The sequence below is a fragment of the Candidatus Binataceae bacterium genome (genome assembly GCA_035500095.1).
In the GTDB taxonomy this organism is placed as follows: Bacteria; Desulfobacterota; Binatia; order Binatales; family Binataceae; genus JAKAVN01.
In genome coordinates, this window is sequence record DATJXN010000147.1 from 38,131 (window position 1) to 60,698 (window position 22,568).

The window sequence follows — 22,568 nt, forward strand, 5'->3', positions numbered from 1 at the left end:
CATTCGTTATAACGTGGGGAACTCGCGGCCATCACATCTGCAAAACCGCCCGGTACCGCACTTTGCCGGACATCATGCGCTCGTAGGCATCGGCGGCCCGCTCCAGCGGGAAGGTTTCGATCATGGCGCGCACCCCATTGGCCGCCGCGAAGTTGAGGGTGTCCTCCGAATCTTTGGCAGTCCCGGACGGCCAGCCCAATATCGACTTGCGCGCCATCAAGAGCTGCGACGACGACACCGACATCGGCTCGAAACTGACGCCGATGGTGACCAACGTGCCATCGACGCCGAGTCCGTCGACCAGGCTTCCCATCGCTTTGCCGTCGGGAGCGGTCGCGAGAATCGCGCGCGCGCCGCCCAATGCGGTCAATTCCTTGGCGACGTCCTGCGACCTGGCGTCGATATACACGCGCGCTCCCAGCTTCAGCGCGAGCTCCCTGTTTTTTTCTCCTCTGCTGATCGCGACCGTGGCCAGACCGGATTTGCTCGCGAACTGGATTCCGAGATGGCCGAGGCCGCCGATGCCCTGGATTGCGACAAGGTCGCCGGGGCGCGCGCCGCTGTGGCGCAGGGCGTTGAAGGTGGTGATGCCTGCGCACATCAGGGGCGCCGCCTCTTCCGGACTCAGCGCGTTGGGAATACGGGCCAGCGCCACGACGGGCACGGATACATACTCCGAATAGCCGCCGTCGTAACTGATACCCGGAACCTGCAGTTTCGCGCAGGTTATGAAATCGCCGCGCCGGCATGACTCGCATATCCCGCAGTGTCCGCCATGCCATCCGACTCCGACCCGGTCGCCGATCTTCCATGGATCGGCATCCGGCCCGAGCGCATCGATGACCCCGGCGATCTCGTGGCCGGGAGCACGAGGATAGATTATTCCCGGAAACGAGCCGTCCTTGGTCAGAGCGTCGCTATGGCAGACGCCGCAGGCCTGAACCTTGATTCTCGCGCAGCCGCGGCCCGGGTCGGGAATGGGCGCGTCCTTGGGCGCGAAATTTCCACCGGCGCTGCTCACGATGATTTTTTTCATTGGCGATAACCCCTCGTCAGATTTCGACGTGAGAGAATCCGACATCCAACACACGAACCATTCGTCTCGTTTTGCGTTCCAGGCGGGACTGAAAGACCCTGATCTTCAGTTCGACCGTCGGCTCAGCTTTGCTCCTGCGCGCTGAACACGGTGGTGCAGGCGCTCGCACTCTTGGAGAACTGCCGACGGCTTCCGGAGCGGCTCGCCAGATCGGGCAGCGGCTTTCCGTTAACGAACGGGCAGAATTCGTCGGGCATCTCCAATCCTCCGCGCAACAGCCGGCGGCCGGCGCAGCCGCCGCGGCAAACTTCAACGAAACGGCAATCGCGGCAGAACCGCGGGACCGAATCCAGTTCCCGAAAGGCCGGCGAGTCGATAACCGCGGAGCCCAATCGTTCCAGCTCGGCCAGTCCCAGGACACGCTTCTTCCAGTACACGCAAGGAAGCACTTCGCCTTTTGGCGTGACCCGGATAGTCGTGCGCCCGCAGCCGGCCGCGGGAACTTCAAATCCGAGGAGCGCGCGCACGATCGGCTCGCTGCAGACGGCGAGCGGGCAGGACTCGAACAGCCGCCGGAACCCCGCCCAAAACTGATCGTAATTGAGCGAGAACGCGTCGGTTTTGACCGGCTGATAGACATTTACGCGGAAGTTGGCGCCGAGGCTGATTACAAGCGAGCCAAGGTCGGCCAGCTTCTCATAGTTGGTTCGCATCATGACGGCCACGATCGTGACCGCAACTCCCAGCTGCCGCGCCCGCGCGGTTTGCTCGACGACCAGCCGCCAGTTGCCGCCGCCGCGCCAGGAATCCTGTTCCGCCTCGGTTGCGAAATCGAGCGAGAATTCGAGGTCGGCCAGCCATCCAAGCTCCTCATCGCTCAGTACCGCCGCGCTGTACCCGTTCGAAGTGAGCGCGGTCCTGATACCGCGATCGCGCAGATAGCGCAGGATCGCGCGAAAGTCCGGATGCAGCCCGTTCTCGCCGGTCCCCAGGTTTACCGAGCGAACCGGCACGCTGTCGCAAATCCTCCGAACCTCATCGAGCGTAAGACGATCGATGCGATCCGTGTCGCGGTAGCAGTGCGCACAGGATAAATTGCAGTCGTTGGTCAGACCGAGACCGATCGAAAAACCGCCGCCTCCCGGATTTCCGCCGGTGTCGATCTCACGATCGTCGGGCATAAAGCCTCATCGCAAAAACAATGCGCTCTACATGAATATCCGCCGGCCCTGCTTCACTCATTACCGCGGATGCGAGGATGCGCGCTACCTTAACCATTCATGCATCCGCGGCAGAGTTTAAAAACGGCTGCGCCGCCAAACGCCTTTTTTCAGCTATGTTTGATATTCTTCAGGCCGAACCATCCGCGGCCCGATCCGGCGCTTGAAAACCCGGCTCCTGGAAGCCGGTCCTTGAAAATCCCGGCAGCGAAACATGGAAGCTGAAGAAATCTATGGACCTGGGGACATCACGATGAGGAGGCGCGCACGCAGGCTGGCGCGCGCCAAGTAGGTGCGCCGCACGCCTAACTCCCGCCGCGGGCGTCCTTCTCCGCCGAAAAGCGATTCGAGCGCCGCTGGCGAGCGCCGGCGCGGACGCGACAGTCCCAAAGCCCCCGCGCACGGGCGCAACCCGCGCTCGACGGGGCCGGTCAAATCCGCCAACTTTCGCCGCTTCGAGAAGCCCGAAAAATTCGACACAGCGGCCAAAAATGCGATTAAGCAGACGGTCAAGCTCGGCGGCTTCGTCAGATCCGGTAAGGCCGCGGGCTTCGCCGAGCGCCCCGCTGAAATCCCGTCAGGCCCCGCGCTGCGGCTTACCCCGAACATCTACATCGCGCACACGCAGCCCGGCTTCGAGAGCGTCGCGGCGGAGGAGATAACGTCGCGCTGCGCGGCCGCGGCCGCAGGGGCGGCCGGCCGCGCACCCGCAATCCGTGAACTGGGCCAGCGGACCGTGCCCGAACGCGCCGGGATGACGATCTTCAGCGCGCCGCGCCCCGACCCGCTCGCCGCCGCGCGAACGATAGAGGATTTGTTCGCGCTGGCCGGCTATCGCGACGGCCTCGGCACGGCGCCCGCGACGCTGGAGAAGGTTCGCAGGACGGCGCACGACGCGCCCTATGTCGAAGAGGCTCTGGAGGCGCGGGTGCGGATGACCCCCGGCAGCCGTGCGGGACGAAGACTCAGCTTTCGCGTGATCGCGCGCATCGCGGGAGCGCATGAATTTCGCCGGCTCGATTTTCAGCGCGCGGTCGAACGCGGGATCGCCGACCGCATCGACCATTCGTGGCGTCCCGCGGGCGACGATGCCGACGTCGAGTTCTGGGCCACGCTGCTCGGCGGCGAGATGTTTCTCGCCGTGCGCCTCGTCGACGAGCGGATGCGACACCGCGAATACAAGGTCGCGCATCGGCCCGGGTCGCTGCGCGCTTCAGTCGCCGCGGCGTTGGGATGGCTGAGCGGGCCGGGCGCAGACGATTGTGTGGTCGATCCGATGTGTGGTGCGGGGACGATCCTGATCGAACGCGCGCATCTCGGGCGCTATGCGATGCTGGCCGGGTTCGACCGCGACACCGGCGCGATCGCCGCCGCGCATGAAAATATCGGCCCGCGCTACCGGCCGATCGGTATCGCGCTGGGCGACGCGCTGCGCCTGCCGCTCAGGAGCGGCGCCGCGACCCATCTCGTGACCAATTTGCCGTGGGGCACGAAATATGGCTCGCACGGCGAAAACCGCCGGCTCTATCCGCGGCTGCTCGAGGAGTTCGCGCGCGTAGTGCGTCCGGGCGGACGGCTGATAATGCTGACGGCGGAGCGGATGCTGATGCGCGAGGTCTTGGGTCTCGGCCTCGTACGTGCCGAGTCGGTGCGGCGGGTTACGATCCTCGGTGCTCCCGCCGCGATCTATGTCTGCCGGGCGTAGCGCGCGCCCGCTGGTGTGATGTCCCGCGAATAACTTACATCCGGAAAGGCGTCAAGGTGTCATTCCGAGGGAGTCAGCGACCGAGGAATCCCGGATCTTTATTCGTAGAACCCGGGATTCCTCGCTGCGCTCGGAACGACAGCCTTGAGATCTTGGGATGAAACTTATTTCCAGGGCACCACATTAGCGCATCGGTTTTTCCAGCACGTAGGTCACGCCGGTGTGGCTGAACCAGATCTGACCGTTGTCGCGGCGCACCTTGAGTCCCGAGCGGTCGGCGGCGAGCGAAGCTTCCATCATTTCGATTATCTGTGCGCGGCGTTCGGGCGGCGGGCCTCCATGCGCCATCCACGCCTCCAGGTCGTAGCTGGTCTCGCGCCCGCCGCGATAGACGGCTTCGAGTCCCGTCTCGGCGATCATCCGCTCCCATTCGGAGACCGGAATCGCACGCGCGTGCGAGGGATCGCAAAGCCGTTCAAGGCGATTGTGGTAATCCGACTTCGCCGGATCTTCGGAAGTCGTCATATCGACGATCACCATCCGCGCGCCCGGCTTGAGCACGCGCGTCATCTCGGCCAGCACCGCCCGGGGATGGGCGAAATGATGGAACGCGAAGCGGCAGGTGGCGAGATCGAAGCGGGCGGATGCAAGCGGCATCCGCTCGACGTTGGCGAGCGCGAAACTCAGGTTGGAAATTGCGCGGCGAGCCGCCTCGGCGCGGGCGCGCGCGACGAGCGTGTCGGTGGCGTCGATTCCGAGCACGCTCTGGCAGCGCGGCGCGAACGCCATCGCGACGAATCCGGGGCCGCATGCGACGTCGAGTACGCGCGAATCCGGCCGCACCGCGGAAATCTCGACCATGTGCTCGAGGATGCGCGGGTCGGTGACCACTTTCATGGTCGAGTAGGCCTCGGCCTGGCGCCGGAACTGGCGCTGCACCGAGGTTAGATTGTCACCCTGGTCGTCCATCGGTTCGCTTCCTCGGCCGGGAGGATTTTCGCGCCGAGCGCTCGAGCACGAAGCTTACGCTCGTATGCATCAGCCGGATAGTGTCCGCGTCGCGCTGGAGCGCGAGCCCCGGACGGTCGTCGTCAACCGCGTCTTCGAGTATCGCGCGAATAACCGGCAGATTCTCGCGCGGCGGATCGCCGAAGCGCGTCCATTCCTCGACCGTGCTGGTCGATTGGCGCGCGATCTTCATCGCGACGCTGAAACCCGCGGCTGCGAATATCCGCTCGAACTCCGAAGCGGCGAGCATCCGCACATGCATCGGATCGCATAGCCGCTCCAGTTCGTTGTGCGCTGCCGCCTTGGCCGGATCCTCCGAGGCGGTTACGTCCACCACCACCATCCAGCCGCGCGGTGCGACCGCCCGCGCCATCTCGGCGAACACGCGCGCCGGATTGGTGAAGTGATGGAACGCGAAGCGGCATACGGCCGCGTCGAAGGCGCCGTCGCGAAAACACATTCGCTGGACTTCGCCGACGACGAACTCCGCGTTGCCCGCGCCGCTCTGTGCGGCCTCGATCCGCGCCTCGGCGATCAGGTCCGGCGACGGATCGAGGCCGACCACGTGGCGGCATCGCCCGGCAAATGCGCGCGCGCATGCTCCCGGCCCGCAGGCGACGTCGAGCACGCGCTCTTGCCGTGCGACCCCCGAGACCGAGACCAGATATTGAAGAAATTTGGCGTCGGCGCTGGACGACATCAGCGCGGACATCCGCGCGAACGCCTGAGGATTGCGGAGAAACTGTTCGCCGGTGGGCCGCGGCGCTTCGCGGGGATTCATGACGCGGATGTTAGCGCCGGGGGCGCCCCGATTACAGCCAATCGCGGACACCGCAATGGTCTGCGAAAGAGCTTGCAGCATCGGCGCAGACGCCGCACAATCGGCGCGTACCGCGCGCCCTGGACATTCGGACGATTCTTTGGCGATTTTCGCGCGCGTGAGAGGAGCCCTCAAATGGCACAGACGGCGCCGTGGAAAACCGATCTCGTCCCGCCCGCGCCCAGGATTGCCGTCGATCATATCGGTGAAGGCAAACTGGTCATCTGTCTGCACGGGATCGGCGGCAATCGTACCAACTGGCATGACCAGCTTCCCGACCTCGGACGCCATTTCCACGCCGCTTCGTGGGACGCGCGCGGCTACGGATTGAGCGACGACTACGAAGGGCCGCTCGAGTTCCACGACTTCGCCCGCGACCTCGCGCGCGTGCTCGACCACTTCGGCGCGCGCAAGGCGCATCTGGTCGGCCTCTCGATGGGCGGTATCATCGCGATGGATTTCGCTACGCTCTTCCCCGAGCGCGTCGCGACGCTGACGCTTTGCGACACCTTGCCCGGGTTTGGCCATATCGGTCCCGAGCAGGCCCGCGAGTTCATCCGGCTGCGCCTGGAACCGTTGCTCGCGGGCAAGGAACTCAAGGATATCGCCGACGGCGTTGCGCGATCGCTGATCAGCAAGTCCGCGCCGGCCGAAGCGTTCCAGCGCGTGGTCGCCAGCATGTGCGCGCTGCACAAGCAGTCCTACATCAAGACAATCCAGGGCAGCGCCAGACCGGACGTGCAGATCGACCTCGGGAAGATCCGCGTTCCGGCGCACGTGGTAGTGGGCGAGGATGACCTGCTTACGCCGCCGGCGCTGGCGCGTACGATCGCTGAGCGGATCGCGGGCGCGCGCCTCACGATCATCAAGAATGCAGGACATCTGCCGAACGTCGAGCGGCCGCAGGAATTCAACGCCGCGGTACTGCCGTTTCTGCTGGAGCACCGCGACGCCGCGCTTTGAGCGGCGCGTTGTCGCGCCGCCGCCGACCCCGGCGGACTCGAACTGGAGGGGCTGCGTTCAGCCGCTCGCGCGCAGGCGCAGATCGCGCGCCTGGGTGCGATACGGTTCGGGCAGCGGGACTTCGGTGGCGTCGAGCCAATTGCGCTCGAGGCGGTAGAACTCGCGCGTTTCTTCGAAAAAGACGTGGACGACGACGTCGTTGAAGTCGAGCACCGCCCAATGGCCGTGATTGGTGCCTTCGATCGATAGCGCGTGCTCGCCCGCGAGGCCCATCCGTTCCTCGATCCCGCGGGCGATCGCGCGCACCTGCACGTCGGAGCGCCCGGTCGCGATCAGGAAATAGTCCGCGATCGAACTGAGATGCTCGACCTGGAGCACGACGAGGTCGTACGCCTTCTTCTCCAGCGCCGCTTGCGCCGCGGCGATAGCCTTCTCGTGTGAATTCACGCGCAAGGGAATGGTAGAGCTGACCACTGGAAAGCGGGCGGAACGGCGCGAATCGTTTTTCGGGGTGCTGCCGTGGAAATCACTGGCGCCGTCAGTACAGCCCGTGCCGCTGAATATACTCGACCACGTCGTTCGGCATCAGGTAGCGGACCGAATGCCGCTGGCGAAGCTTTTCGCGAATGAGCGTTGCGGAGACGGGAAAATTCGTCGTGGCTACGAAAGAAAGTTTCTGGCCGTTCGGATGCACGTAGTGATCGTCTCGTTTAATGTAACCAAAGCGTTTGACGGCGGCAAGCGAGATTCGCGTCGGCTGGCCGTCGTCATTTTCCTCGCGCGTGTGCACCACGATCGAGCACAGCCGCACCAGGTCGTCGCATTCCTTCCAGGTGTCGAGGTCGGCAAAAGCGTCGGATCCCATCATCAGGAAGAGCGTGGACGGCGCGCGCAGGGTGACCAGAAAATGGCGCACCGTGTCGATCGTGTAGGAGCGGCCGGCGCGCCGAATCTCGACGTCGGAAACCATGAAGTGGCGGTTGCCCTTGGTCCCGAGCCGCACCATCGCCAGCCGATGCTCGGGCGGCGCCAGGCCCTCGGCCGATTTATGCGGCGGCATCGCCGCGGGCACGAAATAGACCAGGTCGAGGTTGAGCGCCTCGCGCACCTCCTCGGCCGAGCGTAGATGGCCGAAGTGGATCGGATTGAAGCTGCCGCCGAGGAGTCCTACGCGCATGAGGCGGGGCCGTCCGAATTCAATTGCGGACCTGTCCGTTGCCGTTGATGAGGTACTTGTAGATGGTCAGTTCGCGCAGACCCATCGGGCCGCGCGCGTGCAACCGATTGGTCGAGATTCCGGTCTCGGCGCCGAAGCCGAATTCGAAACCGTCGGTGAAGCGGGTGGAGGCATTGACGTAGACGGTCGCCGAATCGACTTCATGTTGAAAGCGGAGCGCGGCCTCGCGGTCGCCGGTCACGATGGCGTCAGCCAGGCCGGAGCCGTGGCGCGCAATATGGGCGAGCGCCTCGTCGAGCGAATCGACAACCCTGACCGCCAGGATCAGGTCGAGAAACTCGGTGTCCCAGTCGGTATCGTCGGCGGCCTTCACGTCCGGAACGATAGCGCGCGTGCGCTCGCAGCCGCGAAGCTCGACGCCGGCACGCTGCATCCGCGCGGCCAGCGGCGGCAGAAAGCGCGGCGCGGCCTCGCGATGCACCAGCAGGGTTTCCATCGCGTTGCATACCGATGGCCGGCTGCACTTGGCGTTGAAGCAGATCTCCTCGGCCATCTTCAGATCGGCGGCGCGATCGACGTAGGTATGGCAGAGCCCGTCGAAATGGGGCAGCAGCGGGACGGCCGATCCCGCGAGCGCTTCCTTAAGCGCCTTGCCGCCGCGCGGAATGATCAGGTCGATCGCCTCGGGATGGCGCTTCAGAATCTGGATCACCTCGCGGTCGGGATTGCCGACGAAGCTCAGGGCGTCGCGCGCGATACCGGCGCCTTCGAGCGCGCGGGCGATCAGCCCGGCGAGAAAGGCGTTGGAGCTGAGCGCCTCCTTGCCGCCGCGCAGGACCACCGCGTTGCCGGCCTTCAGCCCCAGCACGCCCGCGTCGACGGTCACGTTGGGGCGCGACTCGTAAATGATCGCGATAACGCCGATCGGTACACGGACTTGGGAAATCTCGAGCCCGTTGGGCCGCCGCCAGCTTGCGATCACTTCGCCGACCGGGTCGGGCAGCGCGGCGACCTCCTCGACGCCGCGCGCCATCGCTTCAATCCGCGCGTCGTTGAGCGTGAGGCGCTCGACCAGCGCCCCGGCCATCCCGAGAGCGCGCGCGCGTTCGAGGTCGCCGGCGTTGGCGGCCAGGATCGCGCCACGTTCGTCGCGCAGCATCGCGGCTAGCGCGCCGAGCGCCCGGTTCTTTTGCAGACCGGGGCATAGCGCCAGCGTGCGCGAAGCGGCGCGTGCGCGTCCCAGCGCTTCGAGGGTTTCGGTTTCGAGGCTCACGTCAGCAGCGGTTCATGCCAGCTCTTCGAGCAGCGCGAAGTTGTCGCGATGGATGATCTCGTCGGCAACCTTGTAGCCGAGCGTGCGCGAAATATCGATCGAGCGCCGCCCCTTCACCTTCAGTATATCGGCGGCGGGATAATTGACCAGCCCGCGGCCGAATTCGACGCCCTCGTGATCGAGCAGGCTCACGCAATCGCCGCTTTTGAACTCGCCGGCGACCTCGCGGATGCCGGAGGGCAGGAGGCTGCGGCCCCTGGCTCGCAGGGCCTCGGCGGCCCCGCGATCGACCGTCAGCGCTCCGGCGGGCCTGAGCGCGAAGGCGATCCAGTGTTTGCGGCTCCTGAGCCGCGTGCGCGCCGGCAGGATCAACGTGCCGCACTCGAGCACCGGATCGAGCGCGGTGGCGAGCGCCCGTTGCGCGCGCCCCGGCGCGATAATCACCGCGATTCCCGCGCGCGCAGCCTGCTGCGCCGCCTTGAGCTTGGTCGCCATCCCGCCGCTTCCGAGCGGACCTGCGCTGTCGGCGACCAGCCCGCGCATCCCGGCCTCGGGATCGGTGATAAGCGGGATGAGCTGCGCGTCGGGGCGCTTGCGCGGATCGCCGGTCAGCACGCCGGCCACGTCGCTCAGGATCACGAGGAGCTGCGCCTGCGCCATGCCGGCCACCAGCGAGGAGAGCACGTCGTTGTCGCCCATGCGGATCTCTTCGACCGCGACGGTGTCGTTCTCGTTGACGATCGGAATGACGCCGGCTTCGAGCAGCGTCTGGATCGTGTGAATCGCGTTGCTGCGGCGCACGCGCTCGGCGACGTCCTGATGGGTCAGCAGGAGCTGCGCGACGGTGCGACCGGCGGCGCCGAAGGCTCGCGCCCATTCGCTCATCAGCTCGATCTGTCCGGTTGCTGCGGCCGCCTGGCGCGCCGCGACGCCCGCGCCGCCGAGCTTTTCGAGCCGCGCGCGCCCCGCCGCGATCGCGCCCGAGGTCACCACGACGGCTTCGCGCCCGGCGCGCACGATCGCGTCGATCTCGGCGGCCAGGCGCGCGATAATTTCCGGCCGCAAGCCGCTGGCGTCGGAGACCACCGCGCTGCCGATCTTGATCACGACCCGGCGCGCGCGGCCGACGAATTCCTGCTTGTAACTTACCTGGGACATTGCGCCTCAATCCCGCCAAGGCCGAGCAGTCGCGCGATTGCCGCGATCGACGGCTCGAGGCCCACACGCTGCTCGGCTGAGATAACCAGGACGGAACCGATGCCATGCTCGGCCGCGATCCGAGTCATCGCCTGCGCCGTCTCCTGCGCGCGTTCGGCACCAACGAGGTCGAGCTTGTTGAGCACGATCAGCCCCGGCCGCGCCGAGAGCATCGGATCGAACGCCGCGAGCTCGCCGCGCACGATGAGAAAATCGCGTTCGGGGTCGGCGCCAAGGTCCAGCACATAGACCAGCACCCGCGTGCGTGCGAGATGGCGCAGGAAGCGGACGCCGAGGCCGTGGCCGAGATGCGCGCCCTCGATAAGCCCGGGGATATCGGCGACGCTGAAGCCGGAGCCATCGGCCAGCTGCACCCGGCCCAGGTTGGGCGTGAGCGTGGTGAAAGGGTAGGGCGCGATCTTCGGATGGGCCGCGCTGATCGCGGCGAGCAGCGTCGATTTGCCCGCGTTGGGCAGCCCGACCAGGCCGGCGTCGGCCACCAGCCGAAGCTCGATTTTTATCCAGCGCTGTTCGGCCGGCCCGCCCGGCGTCGCGATTCGCGGGGCGCGGCGGGTCGAAGTGGCGAAATGCATATTGCCCTTGCCGCCCATCCCGCCGTGCGCCACGATCGCGCGCGTCCCCGGCATCACCAGGTCGGCGATCCTCTCGCCGCTCTCCTCGTCGAAGACCATCGTGCCCGGCGGCACCCGCACGACAAGGTCGTCGCCGGCGCGGCCGTATTGCTGTTTGCCGCGGCCTGACTCGCCGTCGCGCGCGGCCAGGCGCGGGTTGTACTTGAAGTCGAGCAGCGTCGCCAGTCCTTCGTCGACCTCGAAGATCACGTTGCCGCCGCGGCCGCCGTCCCCGCCCGCCGGTCCGCCGAAGGGGCGATACTTCTCGCGCAAAAACGCGATCGCGCCGTCGCCGCCCTTGCCGGCGGCCACGAAGACCCGCGCTTCATCGACGAATTTCATCGCTCAACATTGTTCGCCGGGGACGATCGCGGCCGGACGGCTAGAGCAGTATCTCGGCCAGCGCGCGGAGGGCTTCTGCCTGGCGCGTCCCGATCAGCATCGTTCTTACCGGCGAGGCCTTCCAGGCGGCGGCGCGCTCGGCAATACGCTCGCGCGGTCCAACCAGCGCGACTTCATCGACGAGCTTGTCGGGTACGGCGGCCACCGCGGCGTCGCGCTGGCCGGAAAGAAACAGGTCCTGGATTTTCCTGGCCGCTTCCTCGTAGCCGGCGCGCCGCGCGTAGTCGTTGTAGAAGTTCTTGTCGCGCGCGCCCATCCCGCCGATATAGAAGGACAGATTTTGCTTGATCGGCGCGCGGCATTTTTCAATTTCGGGGCCCATCACGCAGGTTACGAAGGGTGCAACGTCGAATTTGTCCGGATTGCGCGCGCCGCCGGCTTTCTGGAATCCGCGCGCAAGGCTCGGCTCGAACAGGTCCCATCGCTCCGGATTCATCCACACCGGGATTACGCCGTCGGCGATCTCCGCCGCGAGCGCGACGCCGCTCGGCGTGATCGAAGCCATGTAGATTTCCATGTCGCGCCGGCCGTGCAGGATCGAGCGCAGGGGCTTGCCGAGGCCGGTCGCGCCGGGGCCGCGATACGGTATCTGGTACTCGGAGCCCTGGAATTCGAGCGGCGCTTCGCGCGCGAAAATCCTGCGCAGGATCGCGATATACTCGCGGTAGCGCACGAGCGGCTTGCCGTAGGGCACGCCGTGCCATCCCTCGACCACCTGCGGTCCCGACGGCCCGACGCCGAGGATGAACCGGCCGCCCGAAATCGCGTCGAGCGTCATCGCGGTCATCGCCGTCATCGCGGGCGTACGCGCAGGCATCTGCATGATCGCAGTGCCGAGGCGGATCTTTTTGGTCTGCGCGGCAAGCCACGCGAGCGGCACGATAGTGTCCGAACCCCAGGCCTCGCCCGTCCATACCGAGTCGTAGCCCAGGCGTTCGGCCTCGAGCACGAGATCGAGCGATTCGTGGGAATGGGAAAAGCCGTAGAGCAGTCCGAGTCGCATCGCGAGTTCCTCCCGAGTGGCCCGGCCCTCGATTGCCGCGGCCGCCAGAGCTATCGGCAGAGACAAACAAAAAGCCCCGCGGCGCGGCCGCGGGGCTTGGAAACCGAAATTCTAAGCCGTGCCGGCCCTAGGCTTGTGGCTGGGCCGGCGGCTCGCTCGCCGCTTCGGTCCGATCGCCATTCGCCGGCGCCGCCGCCGGTTCGATCCGCACGCGCCGCTTGTCGGTGCGGTAGGTCTCGTATTTGACCACCCCGTCAACCAGCGCGTAAAGGGTATAATCGCGGCCCATCCCGACATTGTTTCCCGGATGAACCCGGGTGCCGACCTGGCGGACCAGGATATTGCCCGCGCGAACGGTTTCGCCGGCGTAGACCTTGATGCCGCGGCGCTGTCCCGGACTGTCGCGGCCGTTGCGCGTTGAACCTTGTCCCTTCTTGTGCGCCACGAGCCTGTCTCCCTGTCATAAAGCCGGCGCGTCGGCCGGCGAAAAATCAACGATGCGGGCCGGGCTAGGCCGCGCCCCGCTTGATCTCCTCGATCTTCAGAACCGTCAGTTCCTGGCGATGCCCGCGCTTGCGCCGGTAGTTCTTGCGCTTTTTCTTTTTGAAAACGATGATCTTCGTTCCGCGCGGCTGCTGCACGATTCGCGCGCGCACGGCCACGTCGGCAACGGTAGGCGTGCCGATCACGGTTTCATCGCCGCCGAGCGCGAGCACGTCGCTCAATTCGACATGCGCACCGACTTCGCCCTCGATACGTTCGACGGTTATCTGGTCGCCGACGCCGACGCGGTACTGCTTTCCGCCTGTTCTTACGATTGCAAACATGCTCTGGTCCGAACCCTTTTAACTATCGGAGCGGGGCGGCGATGTCAATTTAGCGCGGGGACCACACAATCGTCCCCGCCAACGAAAGCGAGGCAACGATCCGGCGCGCAAAAGGCCTTGCCGTCCGGATTGCCCGCTTTCTCAGTCGAGGCCGAGGCGTTCGCGGCCCTCGGGAGAGATCATCTGCGGAGTCCACGGCGGATCCCACACCAGGTCCACGTTGGCCTCGGCGACGCCGGGCAGCGAAAGCAATTTCTGGCGCGCATCGATAGCGATCGACGCGCCCATCCCGCAGCCCTGCGCGGTAAGCGTCATCTTGACGTCGACGCGCTTGGTGCCCCCGTCAAGCGGGGCCACCTCCATCGCATAGACCAGGCCGAGGTCCACGATGTTGACCGGAATCTCGGGGTCGTAACAGGTCTTTAGCTGCTCCCAGACCATCGCTTCAAGGTCGCCCGAGACAGAGGCCGGCGAAACGGCATCCTCGGAGCTTTTGCCGAGCGCGTCGGCGTCCTTGCCGGCGATCCTATAGAGGCCTCCGTAGGCCGGCACCTGCACGGTGAAGCTGCCGCCGAGCGCCTGGGTGACGAAGACCTCGAGGCCCTTCTCGAGCGTGATCGGGCTGCCGAGCGGCACCTGGACCGCCTCGCATTCGCGGGTGAGTTCAACTCGTTCCATCGCTGTTACCTTGTTCGTTCCGCTGTTTCCGCAAACTTCCATTGTAAGCGCTTGGGGGTCGAAGCGCCAGTTGCCTCGGAATCGGGTTCGGGCGGACGCGCCGGCCGTGATAGGAATTTAGCCGAGCCTGGGAACCGCGGCCCTGCCCCAAAGAGTAGTTCGATCGATTCACTGAAGCCGGCGGCCGGAGGTTCGCGCCATGGGAAACATCGAACTCTACCAGTTCGGGCCGCTGGGCGACCAGGAATCGGTGTCGCCATTCTGCGTCAAGGTGCGCAACGCGATGCGCTACAAGCGCCTCGAGTTCGATACCATCAACGCCACCTCGCCCGGACAGGTACGCAAGCTCAATCCGCGCGGCAAGCTGCCGGTCGTGATCGACGACGGCGTAAAGCTTGTCGAGTCGACCGACATCATCCGTCATCTCGAGGAGCGCCATCCGGAGCCGCGCCTCTATCCGCAGGAGCCACGCACGCGCGCAATGGCCCTGATGATCGAGGACTGGGCCGACGAATCGCTCTACTGGCACGTCGTGTACGAACGATGGCAAGTGCCCGAACAGTTCGCAAGGTTCGCCGAGGTCGTCTTCGGCCCGGTGCCGGCGGCGGTGCGGCCGATGGTTCGGATGCTCTTGGGGCGGCAGACACGCGGCCAGTTGCGCGGGCAGGGGCTGGGACGGCTTGGACTCGACGAGCAGCGCGGGAAGTTCAGGGCGGCGCTCGACTGGCTGGAGGTAATGATCGACGGACAGTTTCTCTGCGGAGGCGAATTTTCGATCGCGGACGTCGCGGTCGCGGCCCAGGTTGACGCGCTCAATATCCCGTTCACGCCAGTCGCCGAGGCGGAGATTCACGCGCACGCCAAAGTGATGAAGTGGCTCGCACGGACGTTTGAGGCTATCGGCTGACTATTTTGCGGGATGCGTGGCCGCAATCTACCTCGCAAAATCCTGGGTAACGTAGGCCGTCCCGTCGGCCGCGCGCGCGATTCCGACGCCGGTGCTGGCAAAATCGGGCGAGAGCAGGTTGGCTCGATGCTCGGGATTTCGCAGCCATTCCTGCACGGCGCGCTCGGCGAGCCTCGCGCGATCCGCTTCGCGGTCCAGGTACAGATTTTCTCCGAACGCCGCGGAATCGACGCCGACGCCGCGCACGCGCTCGGCGGGCGTGTCGCCCGCGGGGCCTTTGTGGCCGAGATAGTTGCGCAGCGCCATGTCGTAGCTGTGTCCGCGCGAAGCCAGCATCAGGCGCTGCGAGGACTTGAGCGCCGGCGCGCCGGCGCGCTTGCGCTCGTCGTTGACCAGCCGCAGGATTTCCGCCTCCTGCGCGCTCATCCCGGCGGTCAGATCCGGCGCAAGCCCGATGAACGGCACGAGATAGATCCATACGAGCGCGGCGCCTGCTGCCGCCAGTCCCATCGACGCGATGCCAATCACGGCCGAGCGCCGATAGCTCCTTCGGCGCCGCCGGCCCGCAGGGAATTGAATCACCTTGGCCGGACCCTTGGGGATCCGCGCCGACCTCCGCCCGTCTGCCGAATGGACACTCATCGCGTTTTCCCGCTCAAGGCTGTTGCTCCGACCCCACGCTCCGTCTTCCTAAAATTTCTCCTTGAAGGGGCGCACGTCGAGTTCCTGCGTCCAGGCGCTCGCGTCCTGGTTGGCAAGGTGCCAGTAGGCCTCGGCGATCGCGGCCGGCTTCAGCAGGTCCTCGTTCTTGACCTGGGGCATCTGCGAGCGGACGTGCGGCATGTCGATCATGCCGTCGACGTTGACGTAGGCGACGTGAATTCCGCGCGGGCCGAGATCGCGCGCGAGCGATTGCGCGAGCCCGCGCATCGCGAACTTGGCCGGTCCGAAAGCGGCCGACAGCGGGCCCGCTTTGACGCCCGCGGTCGCGCCGGTAAACAGCATCACGCCGCGCCCATTTTTGATCATCTCGGAGACCACCTGCTTGGCGCACAGGAACGCGCCGTAGGCGTTGGTCCGCCATGATTCCTCGAATTGCGCGGGTGTGATCTCGGTTATCCTGCCCCACTTGCCGCTGCCGGCGTTGTAGAGCAGAACCTCGGGCGGCCCGAGTTTCGCTCGCACCGTGTCGAACGCGCGGGCCACCGCCTCCGCATCGCCGACGTCTGCGCTGACCGCCAGCGCGCGCCCGCCGGCCGCGGTGATCTCGGCCGCCAGCGACTGGATGAACTCGCGCGAGCGCGCGACCAGCGCGACCGGATGGCCGCCCCGGGCGAAGCGACGCACAAGCGCGTCGCCCAGGCCGGGGCCGACGCCGACCACGATCGCGACTCCTGGGTGATTTGCTTGCGGGGCCATGAAGTATCTCCCCAACGGCGCCGGCCGATGCTTACGATTTACGGCACGAGCACCAGTTTACCGACCGATTGACGTGATTGCAGCAGGCGGAGCGCTTCCGTGGCTTGGGCGAGCGGAAAACTCTTGCCGACGAGCAGCTTGAGCTTCCCTTCGCGCATCAGGGCGAAAGATTTTTCGATTCCCTCGCGCATCACCGCGGGCATCCCGACCACCACCGGCAGCACGAAGCCGCTCACCTTGGTCGCCTTCTCGAACAGGCGAAAGACGTTAAGCGGGTCGGGCGCTCCCCCCGCGCGTCCATAGAGCAGCAGATGGCCGAATGGGGCGAGGCACTTGAGGCCCGCCTCGAATGTCGGCTTGCCCACCGCGTCGAGGATCAAATCGGCGCCGCGCCCGCCCGTCAGGCGCATCGTCTCGGCGGCGAAATCCGAGCTTTCGTAGTTGATCACATCGTCGGCGCCGTACTCCTTGACCAGCGCGGCCTTGGAATCGCTCGACACCGTGCCGATTACGCGGGCGCCGGCCGCCTTGGCGATCTGCACCGCGACGATTCCGACGCCGCCCGCAGCCGAGTGCACCACCACGGTCTGCCCGGGAGTCGTCTGATGCGAGGTGTGCAGGATGTGCCACGCGGTCAGCACCTGGATCGGAAAGGCGGCGCCCTCCTCGAAACTGATGAAGTCGGGTAGCGGGAGCGTCTGCGACGGGCGAATCAGGCAGTACTCGGCGTAGGCCTTGAGCGTGATCGAAGTCACGCGCATCCCGGGCTTCAGGTCCGTAACGTCGGGCGCGACCTCCTCGATCACTCCGGCCGCTTCCATTCCCGGCGTATCGGGCAGCCGCGGCTTGATCATGTACTCGCCGCGGATGAAGAAAGTGTCGGCAAAGTTGATTCCGGCGGCATGCACCTTGACCAGTGCGGTGCCGGGCATGAGTTGCGGTTTGGGCAGGTCGGCGTACTTGAGCACACTCGGGTCGCCGGTCTGTTCAAAGACAATCGCTTTCACCTGATGCGCTCCTTTCGAACCATCTGTTGACACCGCTGTCGGTTAATTCTCTTGGAGCAAATCGGGTTCCGTGTTGCAACCGCGACTGCGCTTGCGTCATGCGATATGATTGATTGACGGGCGGCGTTGGGGGCCGTCCTTGCGCAAAAGGAGGGCGAAGGAACTGGCGATACTCGAACTGGTCATGTTTGACGCCGACGGCGTCTTGTTTGAATCGGCGGAGTCCAACGTCGCGTACTACAACGCGATTTTTTCCGCGATCGGCGAGCCACCGCTCAACCTCGAGGAGGAGCGCACGTGCATTTTCATGGCCGCGATGACGGTCTTCGAGCTGCGCGCGCGCGAGGACGCGGCGATGCTTGCGCGGATGCGCGAGGTCGCGCGCACGATCGACTTCACGCCTTTCTTTGCGTTGCTGAAGCCTCCGTTGGAATTGCGGCCGTTCCTGCTCGATCTCAAGCGCCGCTACCGGGTCGCGCTCGCGACCAATCGCTCGGCCACCACGCACGGATTGATCGAGCATCTCGGGCTGGGAGGCGTATTCGACGCGGTGGCGAGCGCGTTCGACAAGGTCCGTCCCAAGCCCGCACCCGACATCGTGCGTCTATGCCTTGAGCGCGCGGGAGTCGCGCCCGCACGCGCCGTGTACGTCGGCGACAGCCAGATCGACGCCGAAGCGGCGAGCGGCGCCGGAGCGCACTTTCTCGGCGTCGGCACGCGCGTGGAGCATCCGCAGCGCGTGGCGGGACTGGCCGAGGTGCCGACCGCGTTGCGGCGGATGTTCGACGAATCGTAGCTGTGCGGCCGCGCGGCCGCCTGGCCGGGTGCGTTGCACGCCTCGGTTCAGGCTTTTGGCGGTTCCTCCGCAAGCCATTTGTAGAGCGAACCGCCGAAAATCGCACCGGCGATCGGCGCCACCCAGAAGAGCCATAGCTGCTCGATTGCCCATCCGCCGACGAAGATCGCAGGCCCCGTGCTGCGCGCGGGGTTAACCGACGTATTGGTCACCGGGATGCTGATGAGATGGATCAGCGTCAGCACAAGTCCGATCGGGATCGGCGCGAAGCCGGCGGGCACGCGCGAGTCCGTCGCTCCCATGATCACGAACAGGAAGATCGTGGTCATCACGACCTCGCAGACGAGTGCCGAGGGCAGGGCGTAGCCGCCAGGCGAGTGCGCGCCATAGCCATTGGCGGCGAAACCGCCGGCCAGGCTGAAGCCGGGTGCGCCGCTGGCGATAACGTAAAGCACGGCGGCGGCAAGGATTCCGCCGAGCACTTGCGCGGCGACATAGGGCGCGAGTTCGTTACCCGGAAAACGTCCGCCGGCCCATAACCCGAAGCTCACGGCGGGATTGATGTGGCATCCGGAGATATGGCCGATCGCATAGGCCATCGTTAGCAGCGTAAGGCCGAAAGCGAGCGCCACTCCGGCGAAGCCGATCCCGAGATGGGGAAACCCGGCGGCCAGCACGGCGCTGCCGCAACCTCCCAGTACCAGCCAAAACGTTCCGATGAATTCAGCTCCAGCGCGCCGCCCGATGCTCATCGCCATGGGTTCTCCTCCAGCCTTATTTTGAGACAGTGACCAAGCCTAGAGGTTTGGCGGCTCTATGTCTGCCAGAAACTTTTATCCGGGTATGAAACCTGGCAGCGAATAATGCCACCCAACGCGGCGCAAACTGAAAGCGCCGCTTTAAGTAACTCCGATAGAACCGAAAGTGCAGCTTTAAGTTTGCTGACACTTCATTAAGTTTGCTGGTTTTGGATCGTCGGTCTGGGATCCCGCAGGCGATCACAGCCCGAGGTCGGCGCGCAGGCGAGTCAGCGTGTCGATAACGACATACATTATCGCCTTCGCCGACTTGATGAAGTCGTTGACGCTCGCGACGCCCATTCCGCCCAGCCCTTCCTTGTACTCGGCGGGGCAGCCGCGCGGCGGCCATGGATAGCCGATCCGCGCGCAAGGGATACCGAGGCGGCGAATTAGCGCGCCGTCGGTCTGGCCGCCCATTTTGGGCGCTTCGCCGTGCGGATGGCCCTCGACGCGCTCCCATCCGCGATAGCTCGATTGCACGATCCAGTTCTGCGGATCGGTGGCGCCGCCGGGGCACGCGCCGAACATCTCCCAGTCGAATTCGATCTCAGGATGGCGTTCGTGGATCGAGCGCATCGCTTCGGCGAACTGCGCTTTCACTTCGCCCGGAGAAGTGCGCGGATTGCATCGCACGTCGAGATAGATTTCCGTCGTGGCCGACGGAAACGCCGGCTTCTCGGGCCATCCGGCGCGCAGCGCAGCGATGTGTCCCTCGGGCAGCACTGTGCCGGAGGTATTGCGCGCGGTGTATTGCGGTAGCCAGGCCTCGATCTCCTCGACCACGCGCATCGCGGGAACGATCGAACTTCGGTAGCCGGAAGTCCCGCGGGTGATCCCCGCATAGCCCATCGTGCCGCGCACCGAGACTTTGAACCAGCACATTCCCGGTTCCTCGGCGAACACGGCCCACCACGGTTTCATGATCACCGCGAAGTCGGGCGCCACGCCTCGCGTGAGCATGTGGTAAACGCCGTCGCTCATCCCGTAGTTGCGGCGATAGGGCAGGCTGACGGGCATCCCGCCGCCCGCAAAGCCCACCTGCAGGTCGCCGATGATCGGCACTCCGGCCTCGCGAAGTGCGGTTGCGACCTCGATCAGGCTCGCGACCATCCCCTTGGGGTTGGCGGCGCCGAGGCCATAGACCAGGTCGCCCTGCGCGAAGCCCTGGGGCAGCATATCGGCGCGCAAGGCCGGGCCGACCCACGGAATGTCGCGCTCCGGGTCGGCTTCGATATGCGTATCGATCGGAGCGTAGAGCAGCAGCGACGCGCCGCCGCCGCTGCCGCGGATTTCGCCGATCGCGTTGCCGGTCTCCTCGCCGATCGGCTGGTAGCGGGAATGCTCGCCCACGTGCTCGCGCATGTATGCGGCGGCGAACTCGCTCGCGCGGCGCTCGGCGCCGGTTGGGCTATGGATATTGATCAGCTCGAGCAGCAGGTTTCTGAGCCGTTCCGGATTCAGCCGCTCGCAAGCCTGCCCGTACCATTTCTCCTGCTCGGCTGACAGCGGGACGATGCGCGTGTTCTCGGCCATCGAGGTTGCTCCTGCGGTCGCCCGCCGCGCGCCCGGCGCGGCTTGGCCGTGGCTTAGTGTGATGTCCCGCAAATAACTTGCATATCCGGAAAAGCGTCAAGCTGTCATTCCGAGGGAATCGGCGACCGAGGAATCCCTGATCTTTATTCGGTTTTTCGGGGAAACCGGATTCCTCGCTGTGCTCGGAATGACAGCCTCGACGTCCTGGGATGAAACTTATTTCCAGGACACCACACCAGCCGGGGCTTAGCGATGTCCGTTGCCGCCGCCGTTCATCCCGTTTCCCGCCGGGCGGTCCTGGATGCCGCGGTTGTAGCGCGACGCCACCTTGCGCCACGCGGTCAGCGCATTATCGAGTTGACAGAGGGTTTCCTTGTTCCAGCCATCGCCGTTCTCGTAGAAATCCTGCATCGCCTCGCGCGCGAAGAGATCGTTGTCGTTGAAATCGCGCAGCGCGAGCGGCTCGAAAACGTTCTTGTACCGGTACTCGGCGTCTTTGAGGTCCGCTTCGTTGCGGCAATGCGCGACCAGGACTTCCCAATACTCGTGATGCGTCTCGTCCGTAGGGACGTACCATTCGTATTGCGCCCAGCCCGGAATCGGCCAGTGTTCGACCAGCAGCACGCCCGGCAGATACATCGAGGTCCGCAGGTAGTACGGCTTGGTGCCGCGCGCCTTGAGCCCGAGCAGCGGATTTTCGAGGACCATGTTCCAGGCCTCGGGCCGGTTGTACATCATCATCACGCCTTTCGGACCTTCCTCCTCCTCGACCACGCGGACCGCTTCGTCGGACACGGGTTGCGCGCCGAGCGGGAACAGGACGTCGGCGCTGGCGATAATCGTATTGCCCATGTGGACGAGCCAATGGCCCGGGTCGTAACCATTCTCGACCGCGAGGCGCCAATTGGAATTGCCCGTGCGATGGATGCCGCGGACGAAAACGTTCTCGTCGAGGATGTAAGCCACGGCGTTGGGGTCTTCATCGGCGCCGATTCGAAGCGGCAGATCGGACGACAGCGGCGGCACGGGCTGGTAGTCCTCGTCGCCGACGAAGACGAAGATCGTGCCGTTGCGCTCCTCGACCGGGTAGGTGCGGATCCGCACCTTGCCGAGAATCGGATCGTCGGGCGAGGCGACGATCGTTCGCAGCACGCCGTCCTCGAGACCGTAGCTGTAGCCGTGGTACCAGCAGGTCATCAATTCGTCGCTGAGGCAGAGCGGGCGGCGCGACATCTTGACGCCCCGATGCAGGCAGCGATCCTGCAGCGCGTAGGTTTTGCCCTTGGCACGCCGCAGCGCGATCTCATGGCCCGCGATCAATACGCCTTTGACCTCGTTGTCCTTGAGTTCGTAACTGAAGAGCGCCGGGTACCAGTGGTTTTTGAAGCCGCAGCCGGCCTCGAGATAGGGAGCCCACTGGCGGCTGGACGACGCGCTGGCCGGACCTCGGGCGCCTCGTTTCCCCGCGGATTCGCCTGCACTCATCGTATTGCCTCCTGCCGTGGCGATGATTTGTATTTCTCGCGCGGCCGTCAATTGCGCATTTCGGCCCGCATTTCGTGCCGGCCGTGGGATTCATTGTCTAGGCCATGAGCATCTCGATCATTTTAGGGCCGGGTTCCGCAAGCGCGCGCTCCAGTTCCTTCGCGAGCGCCTCGGCCGTTTCGACGCGAACTCCCGGCACACCCATCCCCTGCGCCAGCGCAACCCAATCCAGGTTCGGATTTCCGAGACTGGTCAGCGAACGCGCCACGGCGCCGGGCTCGGTGATGCCGGCGCGCGCAAGCTCGACCTGCAAGATTCGATAGCGGCGGTTGTTGCACAGAACGGTGGTGACGTTCAGCCCCTCGCGCGCCTGCGTCCACAGCGACTGCACCGTGTACATCCCGCTGCCGTCGGCCTGGAACGAAATGACGCGGCGGTCGGGGCAGGCGATGGCCGCGCCGGTTGCGCACGGCAAGCCCTGGCCGATCGCGCCGCCGGTCAGCGCGAGATAGGTATGCGCGGGCGCGTTCAGCGAAGCGCCGAAAAACGGCATTCCGGTGGTCGCGGCTTCGTCCATCACGATCGCGTTTTCGGGTATCGCGGCCGCTAGTGCCGCGCCGATCGTGGCCGGATCGAGGGGACCGGTGGGCCGCGCAGCATCGCCCTTCGCGGACCTAATC

General features: G+C 65.6%; 24 protein-coding genes. 4 read left to right on the forward strand and 20 right to left on the reverse strand.

From position 1 onward, the window contains the following. Positions 1-31 precede the first annotated feature (31 nt). Positions 32-1,036: an alcohol dehydrogenase gene (locus VMI09_16540; protein HTQ26298.1), complete on the reverse strand. Its 1,005-nt coding sequence runs from the start codon at positions 1,034-1,036 to the stop codon at positions 32-34. 122 nt (positions 1,037-1,158) lie between these two features. Then, positions 1,159-2,217: a radical SAM protein gene (locus tag VMI09_16545; GenBank protein HTQ26299.1), complete on the reverse strand. Its 1,059-nt coding sequence runs from the start codon at positions 2,215-2,217 to the stop codon at positions 1,159-1,161. A 331-nt stretch (positions 2,218-2,548) separates the two neighbouring features. On the opposite strand from VMI09_16545, the gene VMI09_16550 reads away from it, so the two are divergent. Continuing rightward, a complete protein-coding gene (locus tag VMI09_16550; GenBank protein ID HTQ26300.1) occupies positions 2,549-3,961 on the forward strand; it encodes a THUMP domain-containing class I SAM-dependent methyltransferase in 1,413 nt (470 codons plus the stop codon). Positions 3,962-4,144: 183 nt separating this feature from the next. On the opposite strand, the gene VMI09_16555 is transcribed toward VMI09_16550, so the two are convergent. Continuing rightward, positions 4,145-4,930, reverse strand: a complete 786-nt coding sequence (locus VMI09_16555) for a methyltransferase domain-containing protein (protein ID HTQ26301.1) — start codon at positions 4,928-4,930, stop codon at positions 4,145-4,147. Further along, positions 4,914-5,750: a class I SAM-dependent methyltransferase gene (locus VMI09_16560; GenBank protein ID HTQ26302.1), complete on the reverse strand. Its 837-nt coding sequence runs from the start codon at positions 5,748-5,750 to the stop codon at positions 4,914-4,916. The genes VMI09_16555 and VMI09_16560 overlap by 17 nt, the downstream gene beginning before the upstream one ends. 174 nt (positions 5,751-5,924) lie before the next feature. On the opposite strand from VMI09_16560, the gene VMI09_16565 reads away from it, so the two are divergent. Next, positions 5,925-6,752, forward strand: a complete 828-nt coding sequence (locus tag VMI09_16565) for an alpha/beta fold hydrolase (GenBank protein ID HTQ26303.1) — start codon at positions 5,925-5,927, stop codon at positions 6,750-6,752. A gap of 57 nt (positions 6,753-6,809) precedes the next feature. On the opposite strand, the gene rsfS is transcribed toward VMI09_16565, so the two are convergent. From rsfS to sufT, 9 genes are all read right to left on the reverse strand, one after another. Then, entirely contained in the window at positions 6,810-7,199 is a 390-nt protein-coding gene (gene rsfS / locus VMI09_16570; protein HTQ26304.1) for a ribosome silencing factor, read from the reverse strand. A 91-nt stretch (positions 7,200-7,290) separates the two neighbouring features. Continuing rightward, positions 7,291-7,929, reverse strand: coding sequence for a nicotinate-nucleotide adenylyltransferase (nadD, locus tag VMI09_16575; GenBank protein HTQ26305.1), 639 nt, complete (start codon positions 7,927-7,929; stop codon positions 7,291-7,293). A gap of 19 nt (positions 7,930-7,948) precedes the next feature. After that, on the reverse strand, positions 7,949-9,202 hold the full coding sequence (locus tag VMI09_16580; protein ID HTQ26306.1) for a glutamate-5-semialdehyde dehydrogenase: 1,254 nt from the start codon (positions 9,200-9,202) through the stop codon (positions 7,949-7,951). A gap of 12 nt (positions 9,203-9,214) precedes the next feature. Beyond that, entirely contained in the window at positions 9,215-10,360 is a 1,146-nt protein-coding gene (gene proB / locus VMI09_16585) for a glutamate 5-kinase (protein ID HTQ26307.1), read from the reverse strand. Beyond that, positions 10,348-11,373, reverse strand: coding sequence for a GTPase ObgE (gene obgE / locus VMI09_16590; protein ID HTQ26308.1), 1,026 nt, complete (start codon positions 11,371-11,373; stop codon positions 10,348-10,350). Before obgE ends, proB begins: the two co-directional genes overlap by 13 nt. 40 nt (positions 11,374-11,413) lie before the next feature. Then, the gene (locus tag VMI09_16595) at positions 11,414-12,436 is read right to left on the reverse strand and encodes an LLM class F420-dependent oxidoreductase (protein HTQ26309.1); all 1,023 of its coding nucleotides are present in this window, start codon (positions 12,434-12,436) and stop codon (positions 11,414-11,416) included. A gap of 127 nt (positions 12,437-12,563) precedes the next feature. After that, complete coding sequence (gene rpmA, locus VMI09_16600) at positions 12,564-12,881, reverse strand: 50S ribosomal protein L27 (GenBank protein ID HTQ26310.1); 318 nt, start codon at positions 12,879-12,881, stop codon at positions 12,564-12,566. Between the two features lie 64 nt (positions 12,882-12,945). Further along, entirely contained in the window at positions 12,946-13,263 is a 318-nt protein-coding gene (gene rplU, locus VMI09_16605; GenBank protein ID HTQ26311.1) for a 50S ribosomal protein L21, read from the reverse strand. 141 nt (positions 13,264-13,404) lie between these two features. After that, a complete protein-coding gene (gene sufT / locus VMI09_16610) occupies positions 13,405-13,941 on the reverse strand; it encodes a putative Fe-S cluster assembly protein SufT (protein HTQ26312.1) in 537 nt (178 codons plus the stop codon). 199 nt (positions 13,942-14,140) lie between these two features. Here sufT and VMI09_16615 point away from each other — a divergent pair, with 199 nt between their 5' ends. Then, complete coding sequence (locus tag VMI09_16615; protein HTQ26313.1) at positions 14,141-14,848, forward strand: glutathione S-transferase family protein; 708 nt, start codon at positions 14,141-14,143, stop codon at positions 14,846-14,848. A 27-nt stretch (positions 14,849-14,875) separates the two neighbouring features. On the opposite strand, the gene VMI09_16620 is transcribed toward VMI09_16615, so the two are convergent. From VMI09_16620 to VMI09_16630, 3 genes are all read right to left on the reverse strand, one after another. Beyond that, a complete protein-coding gene (locus VMI09_16620; protein HTQ26314.1) occupies positions 14,876-15,376 on the reverse strand; it encodes a CAP domain-containing protein in 501 nt (166 codons plus the stop codon). Positions 15,377-15,538: 162 nt separating this feature from the next. Further along, on the reverse strand, positions 15,539-16,267 hold the full coding sequence (locus tag VMI09_16625; protein ID HTQ26315.1) for an SDR family NAD(P)-dependent oxidoreductase: 729 nt from the start codon (positions 16,265-16,267) through the stop codon (positions 15,539-15,541). A gap of 38 nt (positions 16,268-16,305) precedes the next feature. Further along, positions 16,306-17,274: a quinone oxidoreductase gene (locus VMI09_16630; protein HTQ26316.1), complete on the reverse strand. Its 969-nt coding sequence runs from the start codon at positions 17,272-17,274 to the stop codon at positions 16,306-16,308. Between the two features lie 139 nt (positions 17,275-17,413). Here VMI09_16630 and VMI09_16635 point away from each other — a divergent pair, with 139 nt between their 5' ends. Next, the gene (locus VMI09_16635) at positions 17,414-18,070 is read left to right on the forward strand and encodes an HAD family hydrolase (GenBank protein HTQ26317.1); all 657 of its coding nucleotides are present in this window, start codon (positions 17,414-17,416) and stop codon (positions 18,068-18,070) included. A gap of 47 nt (positions 18,071-18,117) precedes the next feature. Here the strand turns inward: VMI09_16635 and aqpZ are convergent, their stop codons facing one another. From aqpZ to VMI09_16655, 4 genes are all read right to left on the reverse strand, one after another. Continuing rightward, the gene (gene aqpZ / locus VMI09_16640) at positions 18,118-18,822 is read right to left on the reverse strand and encodes an aquaporin Z (GenBank protein HTQ26318.1); all 705 of its coding nucleotides are present in this window, start codon (positions 18,820-18,822) and stop codon (positions 18,118-18,120) included. A gap of 246 nt (positions 18,823-19,068) precedes the next feature. After that, positions 19,069-20,403, reverse strand: a complete 1,335-nt coding sequence (locus VMI09_16645; protein HTQ26319.1) for a hypothetical protein — start codon at positions 20,401-20,403, stop codon at positions 19,069-19,071. A gap of 246 nt (positions 20,404-20,649) precedes the next feature. Next, on the reverse strand, positions 20,650-21,888 hold the full coding sequence (locus VMI09_16650) for a Rieske 2Fe-2S domain-containing protein (GenBank protein ID HTQ26320.1): 1,239 nt from the start codon (positions 21,886-21,888) through the stop codon (positions 20,650-20,652). A 97-nt stretch (positions 21,889-21,985) separates the two neighbouring features. Next, a partial coding sequence (locus VMI09_16655; GenBank protein ID HTQ26321.1) for a thiamine pyrophosphate-dependent enzyme occupies positions 21,986-22,568 on the reverse strand: 583 nt, incomplete at its 5' end.

Excerpts from the sequence above, each read along its gene's own strand:
- VMI09_16540 (HTQ26298.1), bottom strand. The coding sequence starts at position 1,036 with ATGAAAAAAATCATCGTGAGCAGCGCCGGTGGAAATTTCGCGCCCAAG.
- VMI09_16545 (HTQ26299.1), bottom strand. The coding sequence starts at position 2,217 with ATGCCCGACGATCGTGAGATCGACACCGGCGGAAATCCGGGAGGCGGC.
- VMI09_16555 (HTQ26301.1), bottom strand. The coding sequence starts at position 4,930 with ATGGACGACCAGGGTGACAATCTAACCTCGGTGCAGCGCCAGTTCCGG.
- VMI09_16560 (HTQ26302.1), bottom strand. The coding sequence starts at position 5,750 with ATGAATCCCCGCGAAGCGCCGCGGCCCACCGGCGAACAGTTTCTCCGC.
- VMI09_16565 (HTQ26303.1), top strand. The coding sequence starts at position 5,925 with ATGGCACAGACGGCGCCGTGGAAAACCGATCTCGTCCCGCCCGCGCCC.
- nadD (HTQ26305.1), bottom strand. The coding sequence starts at position 7,929 with ATGCGCGTAGGACTCCTCGGCGGCAGCTTCAATCCGATCCACTTCGGC.
- proB (HTQ26307.1), bottom strand. The coding sequence starts at position 10,360 with ATGTCCCAGGTAAGTTACAAGCAGGAATTCGTCGGCCGCGCGCGCCGG.
- obgE (HTQ26308.1), bottom strand. The coding sequence starts at position 11,373 with ATGAAATTCGTCGATGAAGCGCGGGTCTTCGTGGCCGCCGGCAAGGGC.
- VMI09_16595 (HTQ26309.1), bottom strand. The coding sequence starts at position 12,436 with ATGCGACTCGGACTGCTCTACGGCTTTTCCCATTCCCACGAATCGCTC.
- rplU (HTQ26311.1), bottom strand. The coding sequence starts at position 13,263 with ATGTTTGCAATCGTAAGAACAGGCGGAAAGCAGTACCGCGTCGGCGTC.
- sufT (HTQ26312.1), bottom strand. The coding sequence starts at position 13,941 with ATGGAACGAGTTGAACTCACCCGCGAATGCGAGGCGGTCCAGGTGCCG.
- VMI09_16615 (HTQ26313.1), top strand. The coding sequence starts at position 14,141 with ATGGGAAACATCGAACTCTACCAGTTCGGGCCGCTGGGCGACCAGGAA.
- VMI09_16625 (HTQ26315.1), bottom strand. The coding sequence starts at position 16,267 with ATGGCCCCGCAAGCAAATCACCCAGGAGTCGCGATCGTGGTCGGCGTC.
- aqpZ (HTQ26318.1), bottom strand. The coding sequence starts at position 18,822 with ATGAGCATCGGGCGGCGCGCTGGAGCTGAATTCATCGGAACGTTTTGG.
- VMI09_16645 (HTQ26319.1), bottom strand. The coding sequence starts at position 20,403 with ATGGCCGAGAACACGCGCATCGTCCCGCTGTCAGCCGAGCAGGAGAAA.
- VMI09_16650 (HTQ26320.1), bottom strand. The coding sequence starts at position 21,888 with ATGAGTGCAGGCGAATCCGCGGGGAAACGAGGCGCCCGAGGTCCGGCC.